Source organism: Burkholderia mayonis, from assembly GCF_001523745.2.
GTDB lineage: Bacteria > Pseudomonadota > Gammaproteobacteria > Burkholderiales > Burkholderiaceae > Burkholderia > Burkholderia mayonis.
This window is the reverse complement of record NZ_CP013387.1, coordinates 1293336-1312266: the sequence shown is the minus strand read 5'-3', so window position 1 is coordinate 1312266 and position 18931 is coordinate 1293336. Positions and strand designations below refer to the sequence as shown.

Below are 18931 nucleotides of genomic sequence, written 5' to 3'. Positions count from 1 at the left end.
CACCTATGACGGCTCGAGCCCCCTTTCCCGCAGCCATTCGCGGTTGAAGAGCCGCGTACGGTAGATGTCGCCGCGGTCGCAAAGCAGCGTCACGATCGTATGGCCCGGCCCCAACTGCTGCGCAAGCCGGACGGCCGCCGCGACGTTGATCCCGCTCGAGCCGCCGACGTACAGGCCCTCTTCGCGCAGCATCCGGTAGACCATCGTCACGCAGAGGCGGTCGTCGATGCGCACCGCGTCGTCGATCGACGTGCCCTCGAGATTCGCCGTCACGCGGCTCGATCCGATGCCTTCCGTGATCGAGTTGCCCTCCACCTTGATTTCGCCCGTTTTCACGAAGCTGTAGAGTCCACTGCCGTGCGGATCCGCAAGCACGATCCGGATCTCGGGATTCTGTTCCTTCAGATAGCGGCTCACGCCGGCGAGCGTGCCGCCCGTTCCCGTCGAGCAGACGAACGCGTCGACCGTGCCGGCGGTATCGCGCCAGATCTCCGGCCCCGTCGTCTCGTAGTGGGCCTGGCGGTTGACGAGGTTGTCGAACTGGTTGGCCCAAATTGCGTTGTCGAGCTCGGTCGCGAGCCGCCCGGCAATCTTCTGATAGTTGTTCGGATCCTTGTACGGCGCGGCCGGCACGGGACGCACGTCCGCGCCGAGCGTGCGCAGCACTTCCATTTTCTCCGGCGATTGCGTTTCCGGGATCACGATCACGCAGCGATAGCCGCGCGCTGCGCAGATGTGCGCGAGTCCGATGCCGGTGTTGCCGGCCGTGCCCTCGACGACGGTGCCGCCCGGCTTCAGCGTGCCGCGCCGTTCGGCGTCCTCGATGATGTAGCGCGCCGCGCGATCCTTGACCGATCCGCCCGGGTTCATGAACTCGGCCTTGCCAAGTATCTCGCAACCCGTCTCCGCGCTGAGCTTCGCCAGGCGGATCAGCGGCGTCCGTCCCACGCAGTCGACGAAACCCTGCCGCACGTCCATGATCTTTTCCCCTTCGGCCGGCCGCTCCGCCGGCGGCCCGACCTACCACAAGAATAGATGACGACGCCGGCCGGCACCGCGCTTTCGTCGCCGGAAGCCGCGTACTAAGCTGGAAAACGATCCGGTCCGCGCCGTTCATGCGCGTCGATGCATTCGCGTCACCACGAGACGAGGTGCGACATGCTCCAATTGCATACTGTTGTGATCGACAAGCCCGAGACGACGAATTTCATTCTCGGCCAGACGCATTTCATCAAGTCGGTCGAGGACATCCACGAAGCGCTCGTCGGCGCCGTGCCCGGCATCAAGTTCGGCATCGCGTTCTGCGAAGCGTCCGGCAAGCGCCTCGTGCGCCGCTCCGGCACCGACGCCGCGTTGACCGAGCTCGCTTGCAGGAACGCGACCGCGATTGGCGCCGGGCATTGCTTTGTCGTCTTTCTCGGCGACGGTTTCTACCCGGTGAACGTGCTGAATGCGATCAAGGCCGTGCCCGAGGTCTGCCGGATTTTCTGCGCGACCGCGAACCCGACCGAAGTCGTCGTCGCGCAGACCAATCAAGGGCGCAGCATTCTCGGCGTCGTCGACGGATTCCCGCCCGTCAGCGTCGAAAACGACGAGGACGTGCGCTGGCGGAAGGAACTGCTGCGCACTATCGGCTACAAGGCGTAGCCGGGCGCGATCGGGCGGCGATTCGGGGCGATCGCGCGCGGCGCGGGCTCGATGCGCGTTCGCCGGCGTTCCCGCGCGTCGAGGGCGTGGCCGAATCCGACGCCCGAACCGCCTGCGGCTCGATTCCCGCTCAACCGGGCGAACCGTCGAGGCGCGCCCCGAACCGATCGACTCGCGGCAGATAGAACCGCGACGGATCGAGCGAAAACGCCACGCGACGCGTCCGCCCCATGATTTCGTCGCGCGGGAAGAAGCCGTAATAGCGGGAGTCCGCGCTGTCGTCGCGGTTGTCGCCGAGCATCAGATATGCGCCCTTCGGCACGACCGCCGGCCCAAACGAACTGCGCGGGCTCGGCGCATCGGGAGAAAGCCGGACGACATGCGCCGCCCCGGCCAGCCGTTCGGCCAGATATTCGCCGCGCGCGCTCGCGTCGCTCGACAGCAGGTTCTGGCCGAGCGGCCGGTAGCTCACCTGCGCGCCGTTGATGTAAAGCACGTTGTCTCGCATCTCGACGACGTCGCCCGGCAGGCCGATCACGCGCTTGACGAGCAATTCGCGCGCAGCCGACGAATCGACGGTCACGATATCGCCGCGCCGCGGATCGCCCAGATGCGCGACCCTGACATGCGTGAACGGAACGCGCAGGTCATAGGCCATCTTGTCGACGAGGATGCGGTCCCCGAGCCGGATGGTCGGCAGCATCGAGCCGCTCGGCACGACGTTCCAGTCGGCCACCGCGCTGCGAAAGATCGCCATGAAGAACAGGAAGGCGATCAACTTCTTGTTCTCATTCCACAACTTCGAAATGGTATGCATGCTGGTTTGCCGGAGCGATGGGGCCGTAGCCTCGGAAGCTGGAACTATATCCTACGCGCCGGATGAACGGCCCCGCGCGAACCGGCTCGGGCGCGGGCCGTGATCGTCGCGTCGCACGATTGGCCCGGCTCCCGCTTCGCTCGGCGCGTGGATTTCGACCAGCCCGCGTGGTCTTCGAGCGCGCTTCCGGCTCCGGCGGATCGCCTTCATTCGCCGCTCCCTTCCCACGCTCGTCGCTGCCGTCACCCTGCCGACTTCCGCTGCGCGTGGCGTAGGAAACCGCCGACAAACCGCTCCACCGGATGACGCGAAGTTCGTCGCCGGCTGATTGGATCGGCGCAATCCGTGGACGATACTTTCGTCACAACAAATAGATTTTCATGCTCTGCGGCGGCGCTCGACGGCGCCGCGATGAAGGAGACCAACATGAGCCTCGCCGCCCAGGATCTCATCGAATTGCTTCGCCTCGCCCAAGGCGGCGCCGGCGCGCTCACGCAGCATCTGTTGCGCGAAATAGCCGGCAATCTCATCGCGTTCGGCGTCGCGGACAGCCGCACGACCATCGGGTCGCGGCCCGTTCCTGACAGACTTGTTACCTCACCGTCATCCAAACACGCGTCCCACGCGAACGTGACAAAAATGTCATGTTCGCCTCATGTTTGCATTGCGGCACGACCGTAGCATCGATCGCGTTTCACCCAGACTCGATCACTCATGCCCAAGCGCATCTTCGCCGCCTTCGTGTCGGCCGCGATCGCGGCGTCGGCGGCGCAGGCACAAGCGCAATCCGCTCCGTCCGCCGTCGCGCCCGACCGGCCGCTCGCCGCCCCGTCCGAACCCGGGGCGCGTCGCCCGCGTCTTCCTCCGCCGCTCGCGCGCTGTCGCTCGACGACGCGCTGAATCTCGCCGCCGCGAACAAGCCGCTGCTGAAAAATGATGATCTATCCGGCGCTGTCGTATCCGACATCGATTCGCGGCACGGGGCTCGGCTTCGGGCGCTCGCTGGCATCGGCCGCGCGGTCGGGCGCGACGCGAGCGCGCTCGTGCGCGATCGCAAGCAGGTCTACAGCCACGGCAACGCGTCGCGTGTCAGCGAAGACGCACAGATCCTGCAGGTCGTCGGCGAAATTTCGGCATGGGCGTATGCGGCCGAGGCGATCGCGCTGCGCGCCGCGCAGCCTTCGCAGCGCGCGTACGAGGCGCGTTTCGGCGAGGACGCCGCCACCGAGCACGACGCGAACGTCGCGGCCGAAATCGAATCGGCGCAGGGCCAACTGGTCGTATCGGAGCGCGTGTTGCGCGCGGCGACGCATCTGTTCGACGCGCCCGGCGCATCGGCGATCAGCACGACGAAGGCGCTCGACCGTCACTGGCGCAACGCGCGCACGGTCGCGTCGCACAATCCGCTCGTCTACAAAGCGAGGATCGTCGGAGACTGGGCCGTCAACGAAACCGAGCCGCCGTATGGATGGCAGATCGGCAGCGGGCCCGGCAAGCAGGAAGAAAAGGCGGCGTGAACCGCGCAGCCAATCGATGTGCCGCGAATGCCCGCCTGGCGCCCGGCGGCGGCGGCAGGCGGGCGGACCGCTAGCGCGACGCCGTCACGTGTTGGAGCCGACGACGTTCAGGCCGCCCACGCCACTGAACGTCAACGTGTTATTGGTGTTCAGCAAGTTGTCCCACGTGCTGCCGCGCGTCGTCACGATCTGCGAGCCGTTCGCAAACGCGCCGTTTGCCGCCGATGTGATGACGAGTGCATTCAGGTACGGATTCTGGTTGTTGCCGTATTCGACCGTCTGCTTGCCGTTGGCTGCCAGCGAGACGGCGATCGTCGCGCCGGATTGGCTGGGATCGGAGCCCTGGCGGGTCACCAGCTCGATGCTGAGCGGCGATCCACTTTGATTGACGAGATTCTTGTAAGCCATGTCGCATCTCCCAGGCGGACCGGGTAGCGGGGGCTGGCGGCGCCGGCCCGCCGGAGTGCGCCCCGCCAGCCCGTGAAGCCAGTTCGAATACTAGGTCATCGTCCGCGACGCGCACCTAGTATTTTTGGTAGGTATCCGATCGAATCGCGCGCGGCGCACATCGCCGGAACGTGCACATATCGGCGGCACGCGGGCGCGGCATATCGATTTGAATAACGAATGCTCGTCTCGTCGAACGCGGGCAGGCGATGAGGCCGCGTGGCGTCGCCCGCGCGATCGAGCCTCCGATGCGCGCCGACGCGGTCAGAAAAGGCCCGGAATCATCCGATATCGAACCGATCGCTTGTAGGCGCGGTACGCGACGTCCTCGAACAGAATCCGTTCCTCGCGGTAGATCCGGCCGACCTGCAGCCCGATCTGCAGCGCGACCGCGAGCAGGTTGCGCGTGCTGAAGTTCGTCAGCAGAAAGCCCGTATCGATGATCAGATAGCCGAGATACATCGGATGCCGGACGAACCGGTAAGCCCCGCGCGACACGACGCCGCGGTTGGCCGGCAGGATACCGAACGATTTCCTGAGAGACAGCTTCGCGAAAAGCTGCCAGAACAGGCCGAACAACTGGATCGCCGCGCCGAACGTCTCGGGGATCAGCTGGCGGCTCGCGGTGAGCTGGAAGACGAGGTAGTAGTAGGTGCCGCCGAGCGAGAAGAGCAACGCAAGCGGGCTCCAGTCGCGTTTTGTCGGCGGCTCGGCGAACAGCGACAGACCCACCGTCAAGGACATCGAAACCGCGAGCAGGATCAGCGTGATTCGCGACGGATCGAGCCGCCACTGCGTGTACGCCGCATACGCGAAAACCCCGAGCGCAAGCGCCGCGACGACGCGCGCGAACACTTCGATCAGGATGCCGACGAAGCCCTCGGCGTCGTGCGCGGCGCACGGACGGCCGGACGCCGCCAATGCGGTCGCCGTGCCGTGTCTTCTCGTGGCCATCGGCGGCCGGATATCGTGTTTCATCGCGAACACCCCCGTTCGTCTCATACTTGTTTTCTGCCGGTTGAGCTTATCACGGTGCTGCAGCGCGCCGACACGGCGAATCTAAAAATTAGGTTAAGTCATCCTATAAAAATCGATGGTTTTCCCGATTCGCCCCAATGCAATCATTTGCGAAAAAACGGACGAAACAGGCCATACGATTTTCGTTTGGAATAACGCGGCTCTCGCATCGATCATTCGGGTTTTCCAGCAGCGCTGGCGTGCGTTCCGGCCGCTCTGACGATACGCCGGGGCAGTCTTTGTTCATCATGACTTTTTGCTCGCCACGGTATTTACCCGCTCTTTCCTGCGCACTGATCATTGGCTCGGCGAATCGATCGCTAATCTATTTAGCGTCGTCTCGATGTCAATTTTCATTAGCCTGACAAAATCGACATAACGATCGCGGGCTAACGCCGACCGTCTCCGATTCCAGCATCGCATCTTTGCTTGTGCGCCCCGTGCATTTTCCGGATCCCCATAACCAAAGCACGAATCCATCGTTCCCTTCGCCGACGCGCTTGCACAGAATCATTCGTTCATCTCAACACCATTGCCCGAACGCCCACGAACCATGCCACGTCCGCTCCCGCCGCTCGCTCGCCTGCTGTCCACGCTGTTCGCCGCCGCGCTCGCGGTCGGCATCGCCGCCGCATCCGCCCGCGCCGCGCCACCCGGGCAGCCGGACCGCGCGCCGCTGCCGCTCGCCGGCAAGCGGATCGGCATCACGGTCGCCGGCACCGACCATGACTGGGATCTGCAGGCGTACCAGGGCGCCGTCGACGAAGTGAAGCGTCTCGGCGGCACGCCGATCGCGCTCGACGCGGGCCACAACGACAGTCGCCAGATCGCACAGATCCAGACGCTGATCGCGCAGAAGCCGGACGCGATCGTCGAGCAGCTCGGCACCGCGTCCGTGCTCGAGCCGTGGCTGAAGAAGATCCGGCAGGCGGGCATCCCGCTCTTCACGATCGACACCGCATCGGCGTCGAGCCTGAACGTCGTCACGTCCGACAACTTCCTGATCGGCTCGCAGCTCGCGCTCAAGCTCGTCAACGACATCCGCGGCGAAGGCAACATCCTCGTCTTCAACGGCTTTTACGGCGTGCCCGTGTGCGCGATCCGATACGATCAGTTGAAGGCCGTGCTGAAGTGGTATCCGAAGGTGAAGATCATCGAGCCCGAGCTGCGCGACGTGATCCCGAACACCGCGCAGAACGCGTACGCGCAGATCAGCCAGCTATTGCAGAAGTATCCGAAGGGGGCGATCTCGGCGATCTGGGCCGCGTGGGACATCCCGCAGGTCGGCGCGACGCAGGCGGTCGACGCGGCCGGCCGCGCCGAAATCCGCACATACGCGGTCGACGGCAGCCCCGAGGCGGTCGCGCTCGTCAGGAATCCGAAGTCGAGCGCGGCGGCCGTCGTCGCGCAGCAGCCGGCGCTGATCGGCCGGACCGCGGTGCGCAACGTCGCGCGCTATCTGGCGGGCGACCGGTCGCTGCCCGCTTACACGTTCGTGCCGTCGGTGCTCGTCGCGAAAGACAACGCGGGCGTCGCGCAGCGCACGCTCGGACAGGCGTCCGTCGACGCCGAGGCCGCGCGGCGATGACGGCGGCTCACGCGGCATCCGCCGCGCCCGAAGTCGACGCGCCGCTCGCGCTCGACGTGCGGCGCGCCGTCAAGCGCTTCAACGGCGTCGCGGCGCTGCGCGGCGCATCGCTCGCGGTGCAGCGCGGCACCGTGCACGGGCTGATCGGCCAGAACGGCGCGGGCAAGTCGACGCTCATCAAGATCCTCGCGGGCCTCCACGCGCCGGACGAAGGCGAGATCGACATCGGCGGCGCGTCGCTCGCGGCGAGCGGCTCTGGCTCCGGCTCCACGCGCAAGCAGGCGGCCCGGATCGGCTTCATCCACCAGGAACGGCTGCTGCCCGCGACGTTCACGGTCGCCGAGGCGCTGTTCTTCCCGCAGCCGCCGACGCTCGGCGGCGCATCGCGGCTCGCCCGCCTGCTGCCGCTCGACGTCGGACGGATGCGGCGCGACTGCCGCGCGGTGTTGCACGAGCAATTCGGCGTCGACCTGCCGCCCGATCGGCTGATCGGCGAGCTCTCCGTCGCCGAGCAGCAGATCGTGCAGATCACGAGCGCGCTGATCCGGCACAGCGAGATCCTCGTATTCGACGAGCCGACCGCGGCGCTCGTGACGAGCGAGGTCGACCGGCTGCTGCGGACGATCGAGCGGCTGCGCGCCGACGGCCACACGATTCTCTACGTATCGCATTACCTGAACGAGATCGCGCGCGTGTGCGATCGCGTGACCGTGCTGCGCGACGGCGTCGACGTCGCGCATCTCGACGCGCGCGCCGCGTCGCGCGACACGCTCGTCGCCGCGATGATCGGCGAGCCGCACGCGAACGCCACGCGGTGCCGCGAGCCGGTCGCGCCGCGCACGCCGGGCGGGATCGCGATCGAGGCCCGCGACCTCGCGCTGCCCGGCCGCTTCGGGCCGCTGTCGTTGTCGGTGCGGCGCGGCGAGGTCGTCGGGCTGACGGGCGTGCTCGGCTCCGGCGGCAAGGACGTGATCCGCGCCCTCTTCGGTCTCGCGCGCGGCGCGCGTGGCGGCATCGCGATCGACGGCCGTGCCGTGTGCGTGCGGCGGCCGCGCGACGCGGTCGCGCACGGCATCGCGCTCGTGCCGGAAAACCGCCTGGCGCACGGCGTCGCGGGCGCGCTGTCGGTGCGCGAAAACGTCGTGCTCGCGGGCCTGCCGCGCGTGTCGCGCTTCGGCTTCGTGCGCGGCCGACGCGAGGCCGACGCCGCCGACGCGCTGATCCGCCGACTCGACATCCGCCCCGCGCGCGCCGACTGGCCGGTGCGCGTCCTGTCGGGCGGCAACCAGCAGAAAGTCGCGCTCGCGAAGTGGCTCGGGCGCGCGTCGACGGTCTATCTGCTCGACGAGCCCACGGCCGGCGTCGACGTCGGCGCGAAGGCGCAGATCTACCGGCTGATCGACGAACTGGCGCGCTCGGGCGCCGCCGTGCTGCTGTTCACGAGCGACCTGACCGAGCTGCTCGACGTGACCGATCGCGTGTACGTGATGGCGCGCGGCGAGATCGTCGCGGCGCGCGCGTCCGCGCGGACGACCACACAGGACGTGCTCGCCTGGGCGACGCTCGCGCGCGAGCCGCAGCGCGGCAATGCGGGCGCCGGCGAGCATGATGCGGCGAATCCGGCGGAGGCTTCGCCCGATACGAACGCCGCGCCGCCCGCCGCGGAGGCCGCCTGATGTCTTGGCCAGCGAAAAAGAGCGGCATCAGCGCCCGCGCATTCGATCTCGGCCGCGCGGATGCGGCCACATCGGGCACGCCGGCCACGTCACGCGCGGACGCGCGCAATCGCCCAATCGACCGCCGCGTCCTCGTTCGCGGCGGCGCATGGCTTGCGCTCGCGGTCGTGATCGCAGGCTTTTCCGTCAGTTCGCCGCTGTTCCTGACGTTCGCGAACCTCGGCAACGTGCTGCAGCAAAGCGCCGTCACCGGCCTGCTCGCGTTCGGGTTGACGATCGTGATGATCGGCGGCGGCGCCGACGCGATCAAAGGCGGGCTCGATCTGTCGATCGCGGCGAATCTCGGCCTGTGCGCGGCCGTATTCGCAGTCGTCACGCGCGACGGACAGGGCGACGCGATCGCATTCGCCGCGACCTGCGCGGCGGGCGTCGCGGTCGGCGCGCTCAACGCATGGGCGGTCGCGTGGCTGCGAATCCTGCCGCTCCTCGCGACGCTGACGACGATGAACGTCTGCGCGGGCCTCGAGCTCGTGCTGACCGAGAACACGCCGCTGCCGTCCGCGAGCCCGCTCGTCGCCGCGCTCGCGGGCGCCGGTCCGTTCGGCGCGCCGTGGCTCGCGTACGCGCTCGTGAGCGTCGCGGCCGCGCTCGGCGTGCTCGTCCACCGGACCCGTTACGGGCTGCGGCTGCACGCGGTCGGCGCGCATCGCGCGGCCGCGCTCGCCGCGGGCGTCGACGCGCGCCGCTACGTCGCGTCGAGCTACCTCGCATGCGGCCTCGCCGCCGCGCTCGCGGCGCTCGCATCGTCGACGCTCCTGAGCGGCAGCGCGCCCGGCGCGGGCGACAACCTGCTGCCCGTCGTCGCGGCAGTGCTGCTCGGCGTCGTATTCTCGCGGCGGCTCGTGCCGACGATTCCCGGCACGCTCGTCGCCGTGCTGTTCGTCGGCATGCTCGCGAACGGCTTTCAGTTGAACAACGTGTCGAGCTATTGGATGAGCGGCGTCGAGGGCGCGCTGATTCTCTTCGTCGTCGCAGCCGTCGCGCTGCTGCGCCGCCGCCAGTCGGAGGGCCCGTTCGATGCGTGACGCATTCGACCGTCTGCAGCGCTTCGCCGTCGTCGGCGCGCTCGTCGCCGTGCTCGTGTTCTTCACGGTCGCCGCGCCGGGCTTCGCGACGCTTGCGAACGTCGAGCACGTGCTCGTCAACACCTTCGCGCTGCTCGCGATCGCCGCGCTCGGGATGACGCTCGCGCTGTCGATCGGCGCGATCGATCTGTCGCTCGGCACCGCGATCGATGTCGCGAGCCTCGCGTTCGTCGCGGCGCTCGCGCATCGCGCGGGTTTCGCCCCCGCCGCACTCGCGGGACTCGGCGCGGCGCTCGCGGTGGGGGCGGGCAATGCGCTCCTCGTCACGCGGCTCGGGATCGCGCCGTTTCTCGCGACGCTCGGCACGCTGTTCATCGGCCAGACGATCCAGCAGCTCGCGACGGGCGGCGGACAGCCGATCTATCTGCTGTCCGCCGCGCCGCCGCCCGCGTTCGATGCGCTCGCACACGGCGCGTTCGTCAACGTCGCGCTGCCGCTGTGGATCGTCGCGGCGCTCGCGCTCGCACTGCATCTCGCGCTCGAGCACTCGACGCTCGGCCGGCAGGTGCGCGCGCTCGGCGCGCAGCCGGGCGTCGCGCGCTATTCGGGGCTGCGCGTCGGCGCGCTCGCGGCGGGCGTGTTCGTCGCGAGCGCGCTGATCTACGGCGTCGCGGGGCTCGTGCTGTCGTCGACGGTCAAATCGTACGCGCCGCAAGCGGGCAACGCGTATCTGCTGAACGCGATCGGCGCGACGTTCATCGGCGCGACGCTGTCCGCGACGCGCCGGCCGAACGTCGCGGGCACGCTGATCGGCGTGCTGCTCGTCAGCTTCGTCGCGAACGGATTGCTGCTGATCGGCTGGAACTTCTACTGGCAGCAAGCGGCGAGCGGCGCGCTCGTGTTCGCGGTGCTCGTGCTCGGCTCGGGGTTCGGGCGCGGCGGGCTCGCGCGGGAAGCTGGCTAGGCGGGCGGCTGCGGGCCGGACGCCGTATTCGACGCGTCGTGTCTCGCGCGAGCCCGGAGGACCGGCCCGCGTCCATCCTTGCGCCTTCGCCGCCCGCCCTCCACTTCGTCCGGACGATCGGGCGTCGACGGTCCCGTCGATCTCGCGATCGACGCGTTGCTGATCGAGACCTCGGCCTTCATCGACACGAACGACTCCGGCGGTCTCGACGGTTTCGCCGATCGCCGCTCGATCGCCGCTCGATCACCGCTCGATCACCGCTCGATCACCGCTCGATCACCGCCCGATCACCGCCCGATCACCGCTCGATTGCCGCTCGATTGCCACCGATCTCAACGGATTCAACGGTTTCAACGGTTTCAACGGTTTCGACGATTCCCCCGATCGTCGACCCGCCGCGCGCGCTCCGTTCAGCGCAGGCCCGCCGCCCAGTCGACCGCCGCGTCGAACAGCGCGACGCCTTCGGGCGACAGATTGCCGAACGTGTCGTTGTTCAGGAAGAACATCACGCGGCGCGCGGGCGCGAGCGTTTCATAGTCCATCGTCGCGCCCGTCTCGTACGCGAAGATCGCGGCCTTGTCCGGCTCGCCGTAGACGGTCGCGACGATGCTCGCGCCGAGCCCCGGCTTGCCCCAGCTCATCCCCGCCTGCCGACCGTAGACGTTCGTCGTCCCCGCCGGCAGCCCCGCGGCGATCGGATGCGGCGCGTTCACGAGCCATAGATAGCGCGCCTTGCCCGTCTCGCCGAAGTCGACGTCGTGACGCTTGCCCGTCATCGCGAAATCGTCGAGCAGGTCGTTCTCCCACGTCAGCAGCGGCTTCGCGAGCGTGCGCCAGCCGCGCGCGACGCGCTTGCTCGATACCGTCGACGACACGATCACGAGATCGGCGTCGGCCGCTGCGTCGACGGGCTGCGCTTCGTCGACGAACCGCACCGCGTAGCCGCGCGACGCCAGATGCGCTTTCGCGTTCTCGTCGGTTTTCAGATTGGGCCCGCCCAGCTGGACGAGCATCGCGATGCGCTTGCCGGCGCCCGGTCGAAGCGCGTCGCCGGACGCGCGCTGTTCCGCAGACGTAGGCACAGGCGCAGACGCGCCCGCGTACGCGACGACGGGCGCCGCCGCGGCAAGACCGCACGCGAGCGCCGCGCCGCCCAACCCGCGCAGCACGCGACGGCGCATCTGCATCAAACGATCGAATCGTTGCTTCATCGGTTTCTCCCGCGCGCGCCGCGCCGTGTGCCGCGCGGCACGGCGCGCGCCTGATCGATATGGAAATCGGAAAATGAAAACGGGGCCGCCGCTCAGAACTGCAGCGTCGTCAGCAGCGACACCTGCCGCGCGTCGCCGACCGACACGAAGTACCGGTTCACGCTCGACGGGTAGTACGTCCGGTTGAACAGGTTTTTCACGTTCAACTGGAACTGCAGCTTCTGCTTGCCGATCCGCGTGTCGTAGGTCGCGAACGCGTCGGCGGTCGCATACGCGGGCAGCGTGAAGCTGTTCGCCGAATCGCCCGGCCGCGCGCCGACGTAGCGGCCCGCCGCGCCGATCCGCAGGTCGTCGCCGCCGAATACGGGGCCCGCGTCGTAGACGGCCGCAAGCGACGCCGTGTGCTGCGCAACGTTCCACAAGCGGTTGCCCGCGTAGAGCGGATCGTCGGTCGTCTTCGCGTCGATGTACGCGTAGCTCGCGATCACGTTCCAGCGCTCGCCGATCCGTCCCGACACGTCGAGCTCGATCCCGCGCGAACGCGCGCGGCCGGACGTGCGCCAGTCGGTCTGGTTCGTCGCGTCGTTGTACTGCGACACGAGCACGTTCTTCTTGTCGATATCGAAGAACGCGAGCGTGCCGGTCAGGCCGCTCGGCATGTCGAGCTTCGCGCCGAGCTCCCACGACGCGCCCTCTTCGGGCGCGGTCGAGCCGTCGATCACGTAGCCGCCCGACATCGGCGCGATCTTCGACGTCGGCTTCAGCGACTGCGTGTAGCTGCCGTACAGCGACAGCGCGTCGTTCCACTTGTAGACGATGCCCGCGCGCGGCAGCCACTTCGTGCCGCTCAGGTCCGTATTGACATGGAATGGACGCCCGCGTCCCGCGAGCTGGCTGTAGCGGACGAAGCGCGCGCCGCCGACGAGAATCCACTTGTCGGTCAGATGGATGCTGTCCTGGAAGAACACCGACGCAGTGTGCATCGTGTCGCTCTGGTCGCTGTCCGACGGCGACACGGTCGTCGACGGCGAGATCAGCCCGTACGCCGGGTCCAGATAGCTGAACGGCGTCTTGACCGCCTGGCGCAGCATGTCCGCGCGATAGACCTGCCGGTATTCGCTGTCGACGCCGAACTGCACGTCGTGCCGCATCCCGGCGAGCGCGACGCGGCCGTCGACGTAGGCGATTCCGTAGCTGTCGGTGCTGCGCGAGCCGTGCGTCGCGTCGTTGCTGCGCGTGAGCGTGCCCTTGACCGGATCGATCGCCGTGATGCGAATCTGGTTGGCATCGTAGGTCTCGCGGTTGTAGCTGTAGCCGAGGTGCACCTTCCAGCCGGGCGCGAGCTGGTGGTCGACCGTCAGTTGCGCAAGGTTCGATTCGCCGCGCATGTCGTTGAACGGCTCGTCGAGGCGGCGGCGGCTCGGGATCGCGAGCGGCTCGTTCGTGCGCGGGTCGAGCGCAGTGCCGCGATCGAACGGCATCAGGAACCGGCGATATTCATACGACAGCACGACCTGCGTGTCGCGGCCGTACCACGCGAGCGACGGCGCGACGAGCGTCTCGCGATGCTCGCCGTAGTTGCGCCAGTACTGCTCGCCGGTCTGATCGACGATCAGCCGGTACGCGAGCCGCGAGTCGCCGATCGCGCCCGTCGAATCGAACGTGACTTCGCCGCCGTTCCTGCCGTGCCCGTACGTCGAGCCGAGCACCGAAATCGCGTGGTACCGCGCGAGCCGCGGCTGCTTCGCGACGACGTTGATCACGCCGCCCGGGTCCATGATCCCGTACAGCAGCGACGCCGGGCCTTTCAGCACTTCGACGCTGTCCGTCGTCGCGTTCAGCGAGCGGCCCTGGACGATCGGCATGCCGTTGCGCATCACCGAGCCGTCGCGGTTGTCGCCGAAGCCGCGCTTCATCACCGTGTCCTGCGTGCTGCCGAGCGTGTTGCCCTGCGTGATGCCGCTCACGTTCGCGAGCGCGTCGTCGAGGTTGCGCGGACGCTGATCGCGCAGCACCTGCTGCGGCACGACGTTGACGGCCTGCGGCACCTCCGACAGCGGCGCGTCGCTGCGCAGCCCCGCCGCCTCGCGCGGCGGCCGGTAGCTGTCCGCGTGCAGGCCGCTCGCGCGCACCGAGACCGTCGGCAGCGTCGTGTCGGTCGCGAGTCCCGCCGCCGCGCTCGACGCGGCCGAAGCCGCGGGCAGCCTGACGAGCGTGTAGCCGCCGCTCGGCTGCCTGACCGCGACGAGGCCCGTGCCCGTCAGCAGCCGGTCGAGCGCCGCGGCCGTGTCGGCGCGGCCGTGCAGGCCGGGGCTTTGCAGCCCCGCGGTCAGTTCGCCCGGGAACGCCAGCAGGATGCCGGTCTCGCGGCCGAAGCGGTTCAGCGCGGCTTCGAGCGGACCAGCCGGGATGTCGTATGCGCGCGTCGCGGCCGCGGGCTCGGCGGCGTTCGACTCCGCGGGTGCGGCGAACGCCGAGAACAGCGCGGCGGCGGCGAGGCGCGTGACGATGCGGCGCGGCGCGAACTGCGGCGCGGTCGCTTCGCCGCCTTGCACCGCGGGCGGGCAGCCGTGCCCGTGCCCGTGCCCGCGCGCGGCGCGCCGGATGCGCGCCGCCGGTTCGGCCGGCGAGCGTGCCGGGTCCGCGAACGCGCTGCCGCGCGAATTGCGATTGCAGATTGAATCCATGATCGATGACTCGTTGACGATGGGTTGAGTGCAGCCTTCATTCCCCATGTCACGCGAACATCGAAAACAGCTCAGGCCATGCGAAGATTTTTTCCCGAAGCGCTCATTCGCGCGCCGCGACGACCGTCACCCAATAGCGGGTCGCGTATTCGACGTCGACGGGCAGCGTCTCGCGCAGCGTATCGAGGATGCGGTCGGGGTCGTCGAGCGGGTACGTGCCCGACACGCGGAGGTTCGCGACTGCCGCGTCGCAACGCACGCGGCCCGGGCGGTAGCGGTCGATCTCGGCGAGCAGGTCGGCGAGGCGCAGGTTCGACGCGACGAGCATCCCGCCGGCCCACGCACCCGCATCGCCGCCGATCGTGCGCGGCGGCCCGACGAGCGCATCGCGCGTGAAGTCCGCGCCCTGCCCGGCTGCGATCACGCGCGGCTCGCCGGCCGAGCGCAGCGGCGCGATCCGCACCGCGCCTTCGAACACGTCGACGCGCGTCGCCTCGCCGCGCTCGCGCACCGAGAAGCGCGTGCCGACCGGCCGCACGTCGCCGTGCGCGGTCGCGATCACGAGCGGACGCGCGGCCGCGCGCGCCGCGTCGCGGCCGCTCGTCACCATGATCTCGCCGCGCAGCAGGCGCACGCCGCGCGTCGTGTCGTCGAAGCGAACGTCGATCGCGCTGTCGGTGTTGAGGACGACCGTCGTGCCGTCGGCGAGCGTGACCGTGCGCCGCTCGCCGACCGCCGTGCGCACGTCCGCGCCCCAAGCGCGCCACGGCACGCAGGTGCCGGCGGTCCATGCGGCGCCGCCCGCGAACAGCAGCACCGCGAGCGACTTGACCGCCGCGCGCCGCCCGCGCGAGCGCGACGGCAGCAGCGCCGCGCGGGCGGCCTGCGCGCTCAGCGTGTCGGCGACGCGGCCGAGTCTCCCGTTGACCGTCTCGATGTGCCGCCATGCGGCATCGTGCGCCGGGTCCTCCGCGCGCCACCGCGCGAGGCGCGCATGCGTCGCGTCGGTCGCGCGGCCCGAGCCGAGCTCGACCCACCACTCGACCGCACGCCGTGCGACGGGCGCGGGCACTGCCGGCGGCCCGCCGACGCGCTCCGCCCCGCTCATGCGGCGATCGCGAAGTAGCACTGCGCGCCTGCCTTCACGAGATAGCGCTTGACGGTCGCGAGCGACACGCGCAGCTCGGCCGCGATCTGCGCATGCGTCATCCCGTCGAGCTGAGCGAGCAGGAATGCGCGCTTGACCGCGGCGGGCAGCCCGTCGAGCATCCGCTCGATCTCGAGCAGCGTCTCGAACAGGATCGCGCGCGTCTCCGGCGAAGGCGCGACTGCCTCCGGCAATTGCGCGAGCGCGTCGAGATACGCGCGCTCGAGCCGCTCGCGCCGCCAGTGGTTGTACAGCACGCGCTGCGCGACCGTCGTCAGGAACGCGCGCGGCTCGGCAGCGTCGATCGGCTCGTCGCGTGCGAGGAGGCGGATGAACGTGTCGTGGACGAGATCGGCCGCGCGTTCGCCGCAGCCGAGCTTCTTCGACAGCCAACCGTGCAGCCAGCCGCGATGACCGGTGTAGAGCGCAGCGATCTCTCGCTGCAAAGGCAGAGTGTTGGCCGGCATGGACGTGATTCCCCCGGATCGTCGCGCCGGGATGCGGTTTTGTAAATGAGAATGATTATTATATACAAGCTTGCAACCGTGCGGCGAGCGTGTCGTCGCGATCTGCGGGACAGCCGCCACTTTCTTTTCGTCTTCGCTCGCCATGACCGCCTGCCGGTCCGGACGCGCGCCCGCCGATGCGCTCGCCCAGCCGCGCGGCGCTTCGCTTGCGGCCGTCGCCTCCAGTCGCGCTCGCGTACGCGACCGCATTCGCGTCCCGAACGATCGGCGCTGTCCGGCGGCGGCCGCGGCTGCGCCCCCTTTCCCGTTTCACCGTGCGCCGCCGCGGACGGCCGCCCCGGGCAGCGCGCGGCGCACGCGCTCACCCGCCGTCGCCCGCCGTGCCGGCGATGCGGCCGCGCCCGTCAAGGCTTCGCGACATGCCACATGCCGCCGAAGCCGTCGCCGTTGCGCTGCCCGGGCTGCTTATCGCCCGAAAAGCGATACAGCGGATGCCCCTTGTACGTCCATTGATGCTTGCCGCCCTCCGTGGCGATGAGGCCGAGGTCGCCGCCCGGCTTGTCGTACGGATCGGCGAGCGCCGCCGGCCAGTTCGCCGCGCAGCCGCCCACGCACACGCTCTTGCCGGGCATCGTGTCCCGGTCGAGCGTGTAGAGCGTCATGCCGCCGCCGTCGACGACCATGCCGTTCGACGCCCTCGGCGGCTCCGCGAGCGCCGCGGCCGGCGCCGCGCACGCAATCGCGACCAGCAGGATTTTGATCATGATGACTCTCCTTGAACGAAGAAAACGGGCGCGCCGGCTACGGATCCGCGCGCGCCCTGACAAATTCGGCCTGGATCCGCATCCGCACGTCGTCGCCGACGGCGGGCAGCCAGCGCGACAGCCCGAACGACGTCCGGCTGAAGTGGCCGTCGGCGACGAACGCGAGCGTCGCGACTGCTTTCCCGCATGAGCCTGCCGCACCCATGATCGCCTCTTTGCCGCATCGACGTCACACTCCGGCTCGCGCCTACCGCCATCGATCCGGATGGCCGCCGAGCTCGCCGCAGACATCGACCGCGATCGCGCGCAGCCGGTCTTCGGCGAGCTGCCCGGACAGCGCGTACGCGGTGTGATCGCTGACCCAGTAGAACGTGCGCCGCTCGCCGTCGCGCAGCAGCTCGACCGCCGTCTCGTGCTGCGCGGACGCGCTCACGTAGAGCGCGAGCCGCCCCCCCGCCGGGCTCTCGTACATGAACTGCGCGGCGGGGCCGGCCGCGCCCGGCAGCAGCCGGCCGCCGAGCAGCGCGAAGCCGTATTCGTCGAGCGACGGCGCGACGATTCGCCGGCCGATCCGCGCCGACAGCCACGTGGCGAGCGCGCCGTCGCGGCCGGCTGCGATCTCGACCGGGTGCCGCGCGTCGGGCGCGTAAACCGCGTATGCGAGATTCGCCTGGCGCGCGAAAACCGTCTGCGCGGCTGCGGGCGCCGCGAATTCCGGCGCGAACTGCGGCGCGACCGCGCCGCCCAACCACCCGAGCGCGACGCCCGCCGCCAGCGCGCCGCCAGCGAACGCGGCGCGACGCCACCAAGGAGCGCGCACGCGCAGCACGACGCACGGGCCGTTGCTCTGCGCGGCGGGGTCGGCGAACAGCGCGCGCAACGCCGCGCGCTGCGCGCGATAGTGCGACGCGACGTCCGCCGCGCGCGCATCGTCGGCAAGCCGCTCGGCGATCGCGCGACGCTCCGCCTCCGGCAGCTCGCCGTCGACGAACGCCGACAGCGCGAGCAGCCCCGGTTCGTCGAATTCCGGCGCGACAGTGGGATCGAGATCGTCGCTCATCGATGATTTCTCGCTGTGGTGAAGGACAACGGTCGTCGCTGCGGCGCGTCGGTCAGCAGCGCGCGCATGTGCTCCCGCGCGCGCGACAGCCGCGACATCACCGTGCCGACCGGCACGCCGAGCACCGTCGACGCCTCCTGATAGCTCAGTTCCTCGACGCACACGAGCAACAGCACTTCGCGCTGCTCGAGCGGCAGCCGGTACAGCATCCGCTGCACGTCGCGCAGCACGAGCGCATCGACCTGGCCGGCCGGCGCTTCGAGCGTGCGCCACGGGCCGTCGTCTTCGTCGACGGCGAATTCGCGGCGCGCGCGCAACTGGTCGATGTACAAATGGCGCAGGATCGTCAACAGCCACGCGCGCAGGTTGCTGTCAGGGCGAAACGCGTGCATTCGCGCGAGCGCGCGCTCGGCGGTGTCCTGCACCAGATCGTCGGCCCACGCGGGATCGCCCGTCAGCGCGCGCGCATAGCGGCGCAACTGCGGCAGCCAGCCGACCACATCCGTTTCGAAGCTCACGCGCAGCGCCGTCGTCAATAGCCGCCGCCACCGCCGCTGCCCCTGCCGTAGCCGCTCGTCGGCGCGGCATGGCCGGACGATGACATGTCGTCCGACGATGCGCAGCCCGCGGACAGCATCAGCGCGAGCAGCGCGAATACGGCCGAAAGAACCCGTGTCGATGTCATTTCCGCCTCCCGGCGGCGCGCCTGTTGCGTTCGGACGCCGCTCGCACGCCGCGGCGTGCGGCGCCCATGTGTACAAGAACGTTCGTCGGGCGCGCTTTATTCCGACGCTTCCGGACGTCCGTAACCACAAAGATAGGCCGGATCGCGCCTGG

18 protein-coding genes and 2 pseudogenes are annotated in these 18931 nt (G+C 69.3%); 7 read left to right on the top strand and 13 right to left on the bottom strand.

All coding sequences use genetic code 11. The annotated features are described in order from the left end of the window. Nucleotides 1-3: 3 nt before the first annotated feature. On the bottom strand, nucleotides 4-978 hold the full coding sequence (locus WS70_RS24515; protein ID WP_059474035.1) for a cysteine synthase A: 975 nt from the start codon (nucleotides 976-978) through the stop codon (nucleotides 4-6). Nucleotides 979-1158: 180 nt separating this feature from the next. Between WS70_RS24515 and WS70_RS24510 the strand changes: the two genes are divergently transcribed. Next, nucleotides 1159-1647 (top strand): adenosine-specific kinase, encoded by a 489-nt coding sequence (locus WS70_RS24510; protein WP_059474034.1) that lies wholly within the window; start codon nucleotides 1159-1161, stop codon nucleotides 1645-1647. A 130-nt stretch (nucleotides 1648-1777) separates the two neighbouring features. On the opposite strand, the gene lepB is transcribed toward WS70_RS24510, so the two are convergent. Beyond that, nucleotides 1778-2464 carry a signal peptidase I gene (gene lepB / locus WS70_RS24505; RefSeq protein WP_059597666.1) on the bottom strand — a complete coding sequence of 229 codons (687 nt, stop codon included), beginning with the start codon at nucleotides 2462-2464 and terminating at the stop codon, nucleotides 1778-1780. 345 nt (nucleotides 2465-2809) lie between these two features. Between lepB and WS70_RS32205 the strand changes: the two genes are divergently transcribed. Beyond that, nucleotides 2810-3145 (top strand): hypothetical protein, encoded by a 336-nt coding sequence (locus WS70_RS32205; RefSeq protein WP_162498986.1) that lies wholly within the window; start codon nucleotides 2810-2812, stop codon nucleotides 3143-3145. Nucleotides 3146-3453: 308 nt separating this feature from the next. After that, nucleotides 3454-3981, top strand: a pseudogene (locus tag WS70_RS24485) (acyl-CoA dehydrogenase family protein); the annotation flags it as partial. Between the two features lie 84 nt (nucleotides 3982-4065). Here the strand turns inward: WS70_RS24485 and WS70_RS24480 are convergent. Together WS70_RS24480 and WS70_RS24475 are read right to left on the bottom strand one after the other, a co-directional pair. Continuing rightward, complete coding sequence (locus WS70_RS24480) at nucleotides 4066-4389, bottom strand: hypothetical protein (RefSeq protein ID WP_059474032.1); 324 nt, start codon at nucleotides 4387-4389, stop codon at nucleotides 4066-4068. A 303-nt stretch (nucleotides 4390-4692) separates the two neighbouring features. Continuing rightward, a complete protein-coding gene (locus tag WS70_RS24475; protein WP_059597667.1) occupies nucleotides 4693-5382 on the bottom strand; it encodes a methyltransferase family protein in 690 nt (229 codons plus the stop codon). Nucleotides 5383-5998: 616 nt separating this feature from the next. Here WS70_RS24475 and WS70_RS24470 point away from each other — a divergent pair. The 4 genes from WS70_RS24470 to WS70_RS24455 are packed head-to-tail and all read left to right on the top strand — an operon-like array spanning nucleotide 5999 to nucleotide 10758. Beyond that, nucleotides 5999-7033: a sugar ABC transporter substrate-binding protein gene (locus tag WS70_RS24470; protein ID WP_059597668.1), complete on the top strand. Its 1035-nt coding sequence runs from the start codon at nucleotides 5999-6001 to the stop codon at nucleotides 7031-7033. Beyond that, nucleotides 7030-8709, top strand: a complete 1680-nt coding sequence (locus WS70_RS24465) for a sugar ABC transporter ATP-binding protein (RefSeq protein WP_059597669.1) — start codon at nucleotides 7030-7032, stop codon at nucleotides 8707-8709. Before WS70_RS24470 ends, WS70_RS24465 begins: the two co-directional genes overlap by 4 nt. After that, nucleotides 8709-9794, top strand: coding sequence for an ABC transporter permease (locus tag WS70_RS24460; RefSeq protein WP_059597670.1), 1086 nt, complete (start codon nucleotides 8709-8711; stop codon nucleotides 9792-9794). Before WS70_RS24465 ends, WS70_RS24460 begins: the two co-directional genes overlap by 1 nt. Next, nucleotides 9787-10758 (top strand): ABC transporter permease, encoded by a 972-nt coding sequence (locus WS70_RS24455; protein WP_059597671.1) that lies wholly within the window; start codon nucleotides 9787-9789, stop codon nucleotides 10756-10758. Before WS70_RS24460 ends, WS70_RS24455 begins: the two co-directional genes overlap by 8 nt. Before the next feature lie 410 nt (nucleotides 10759-11168). On the opposite strand, the gene WS70_RS24445 is transcribed toward WS70_RS24455, so the two are convergent. The 9 genes and pseudogenes from WS70_RS24445 to WS70_RS32495 all read right to left on the bottom strand — a co-directional run bounded on the left by WS70_RS24445 (nucleotide 11169) and on the right by WS70_RS32495 (nucleotide 18779). Beyond that, the gene (locus tag WS70_RS24445) at nucleotides 11169-11969 is read right to left on the bottom strand and encodes a hypothetical protein (RefSeq protein ID WP_059474025.1); all 801 of its coding nucleotides are present in this window, start codon (nucleotides 11967-11969) and stop codon (nucleotides 11169-11171) included. Nucleotides 11970-12061: 92 nt separating this feature from the next. Beyond that, nucleotides 12062-14656, bottom strand: a complete 2595-nt coding sequence (locus tag WS70_RS24440; RefSeq protein ID WP_059597673.1) for a TonB-dependent siderophore receptor — start codon at nucleotides 14654-14656, stop codon at nucleotides 12062-12064. Nucleotides 14657-14759: 103 nt separating this feature from the next. Next, nucleotides 14760-15764 carry a FecR domain-containing protein gene (locus WS70_RS24435; RefSeq protein ID WP_059597674.1) on the bottom strand — a complete coding sequence of 335 codons (1005 nt, stop codon included), beginning with the start codon at nucleotides 15762-15764 and terminating at the stop codon, nucleotides 14760-14762. Beyond that, entirely contained in the window at nucleotides 15761-16270 is a 510-nt protein-coding gene (locus tag WS70_RS24430; RefSeq protein ID WP_010108899.1) for a sigma-70 family RNA polymerase sigma factor, read from the bottom strand. Before WS70_RS24430 ends, WS70_RS24435 begins: the two co-directional genes overlap by 4 nt. Nucleotides 16271-16674: 404 nt before the next feature. Further along, a complete protein-coding gene (locus WS70_RS24425) occupies nucleotides 16675-17034 on the bottom strand; it encodes a COG4315 family predicted lipoprotein (protein ID WP_059474021.1) in 360 nt (119 codons plus the stop codon). A 37-nt stretch (nucleotides 17035-17071) separates the two neighbouring features. Beyond that, nucleotides 17072-17203, bottom strand: a pseudogene (locus WS70_RS24420) (YceI family protein); the annotation flags it as partial. Between the two features lie 78 nt (nucleotides 17204-17281). Then, entirely contained in the window at nucleotides 17282-18094 is an 813-nt protein-coding gene (locus tag WS70_RS24415) for an anti-sigma factor family protein (protein WP_059597675.1), read from the bottom strand. Continuing rightward, a complete protein-coding gene (locus WS70_RS24410; protein ID WP_059597699.1) occupies nucleotides 18091-18612 on the bottom strand; it encodes a sigma-70 family RNA polymerase sigma factor in 522 nt (173 codons plus the stop codon). The genes WS70_RS24415 and WS70_RS24410 overlap by 4 nt, the downstream gene beginning before the upstream one ends. Before the next feature lie 14 nt (nucleotides 18613-18626). Then, nucleotides 18627-18779 carry a hypothetical protein gene (locus tag WS70_RS32495; protein ID WP_082716572.1) on the bottom strand — a complete coding sequence of 51 codons (153 nt, stop codon included), beginning with the start codon at nucleotides 18777-18779 and terminating at the stop codon, nucleotides 18627-18629. Between the last annotated feature and the right edge of the window lie 152 nt (nucleotides 18780-18931).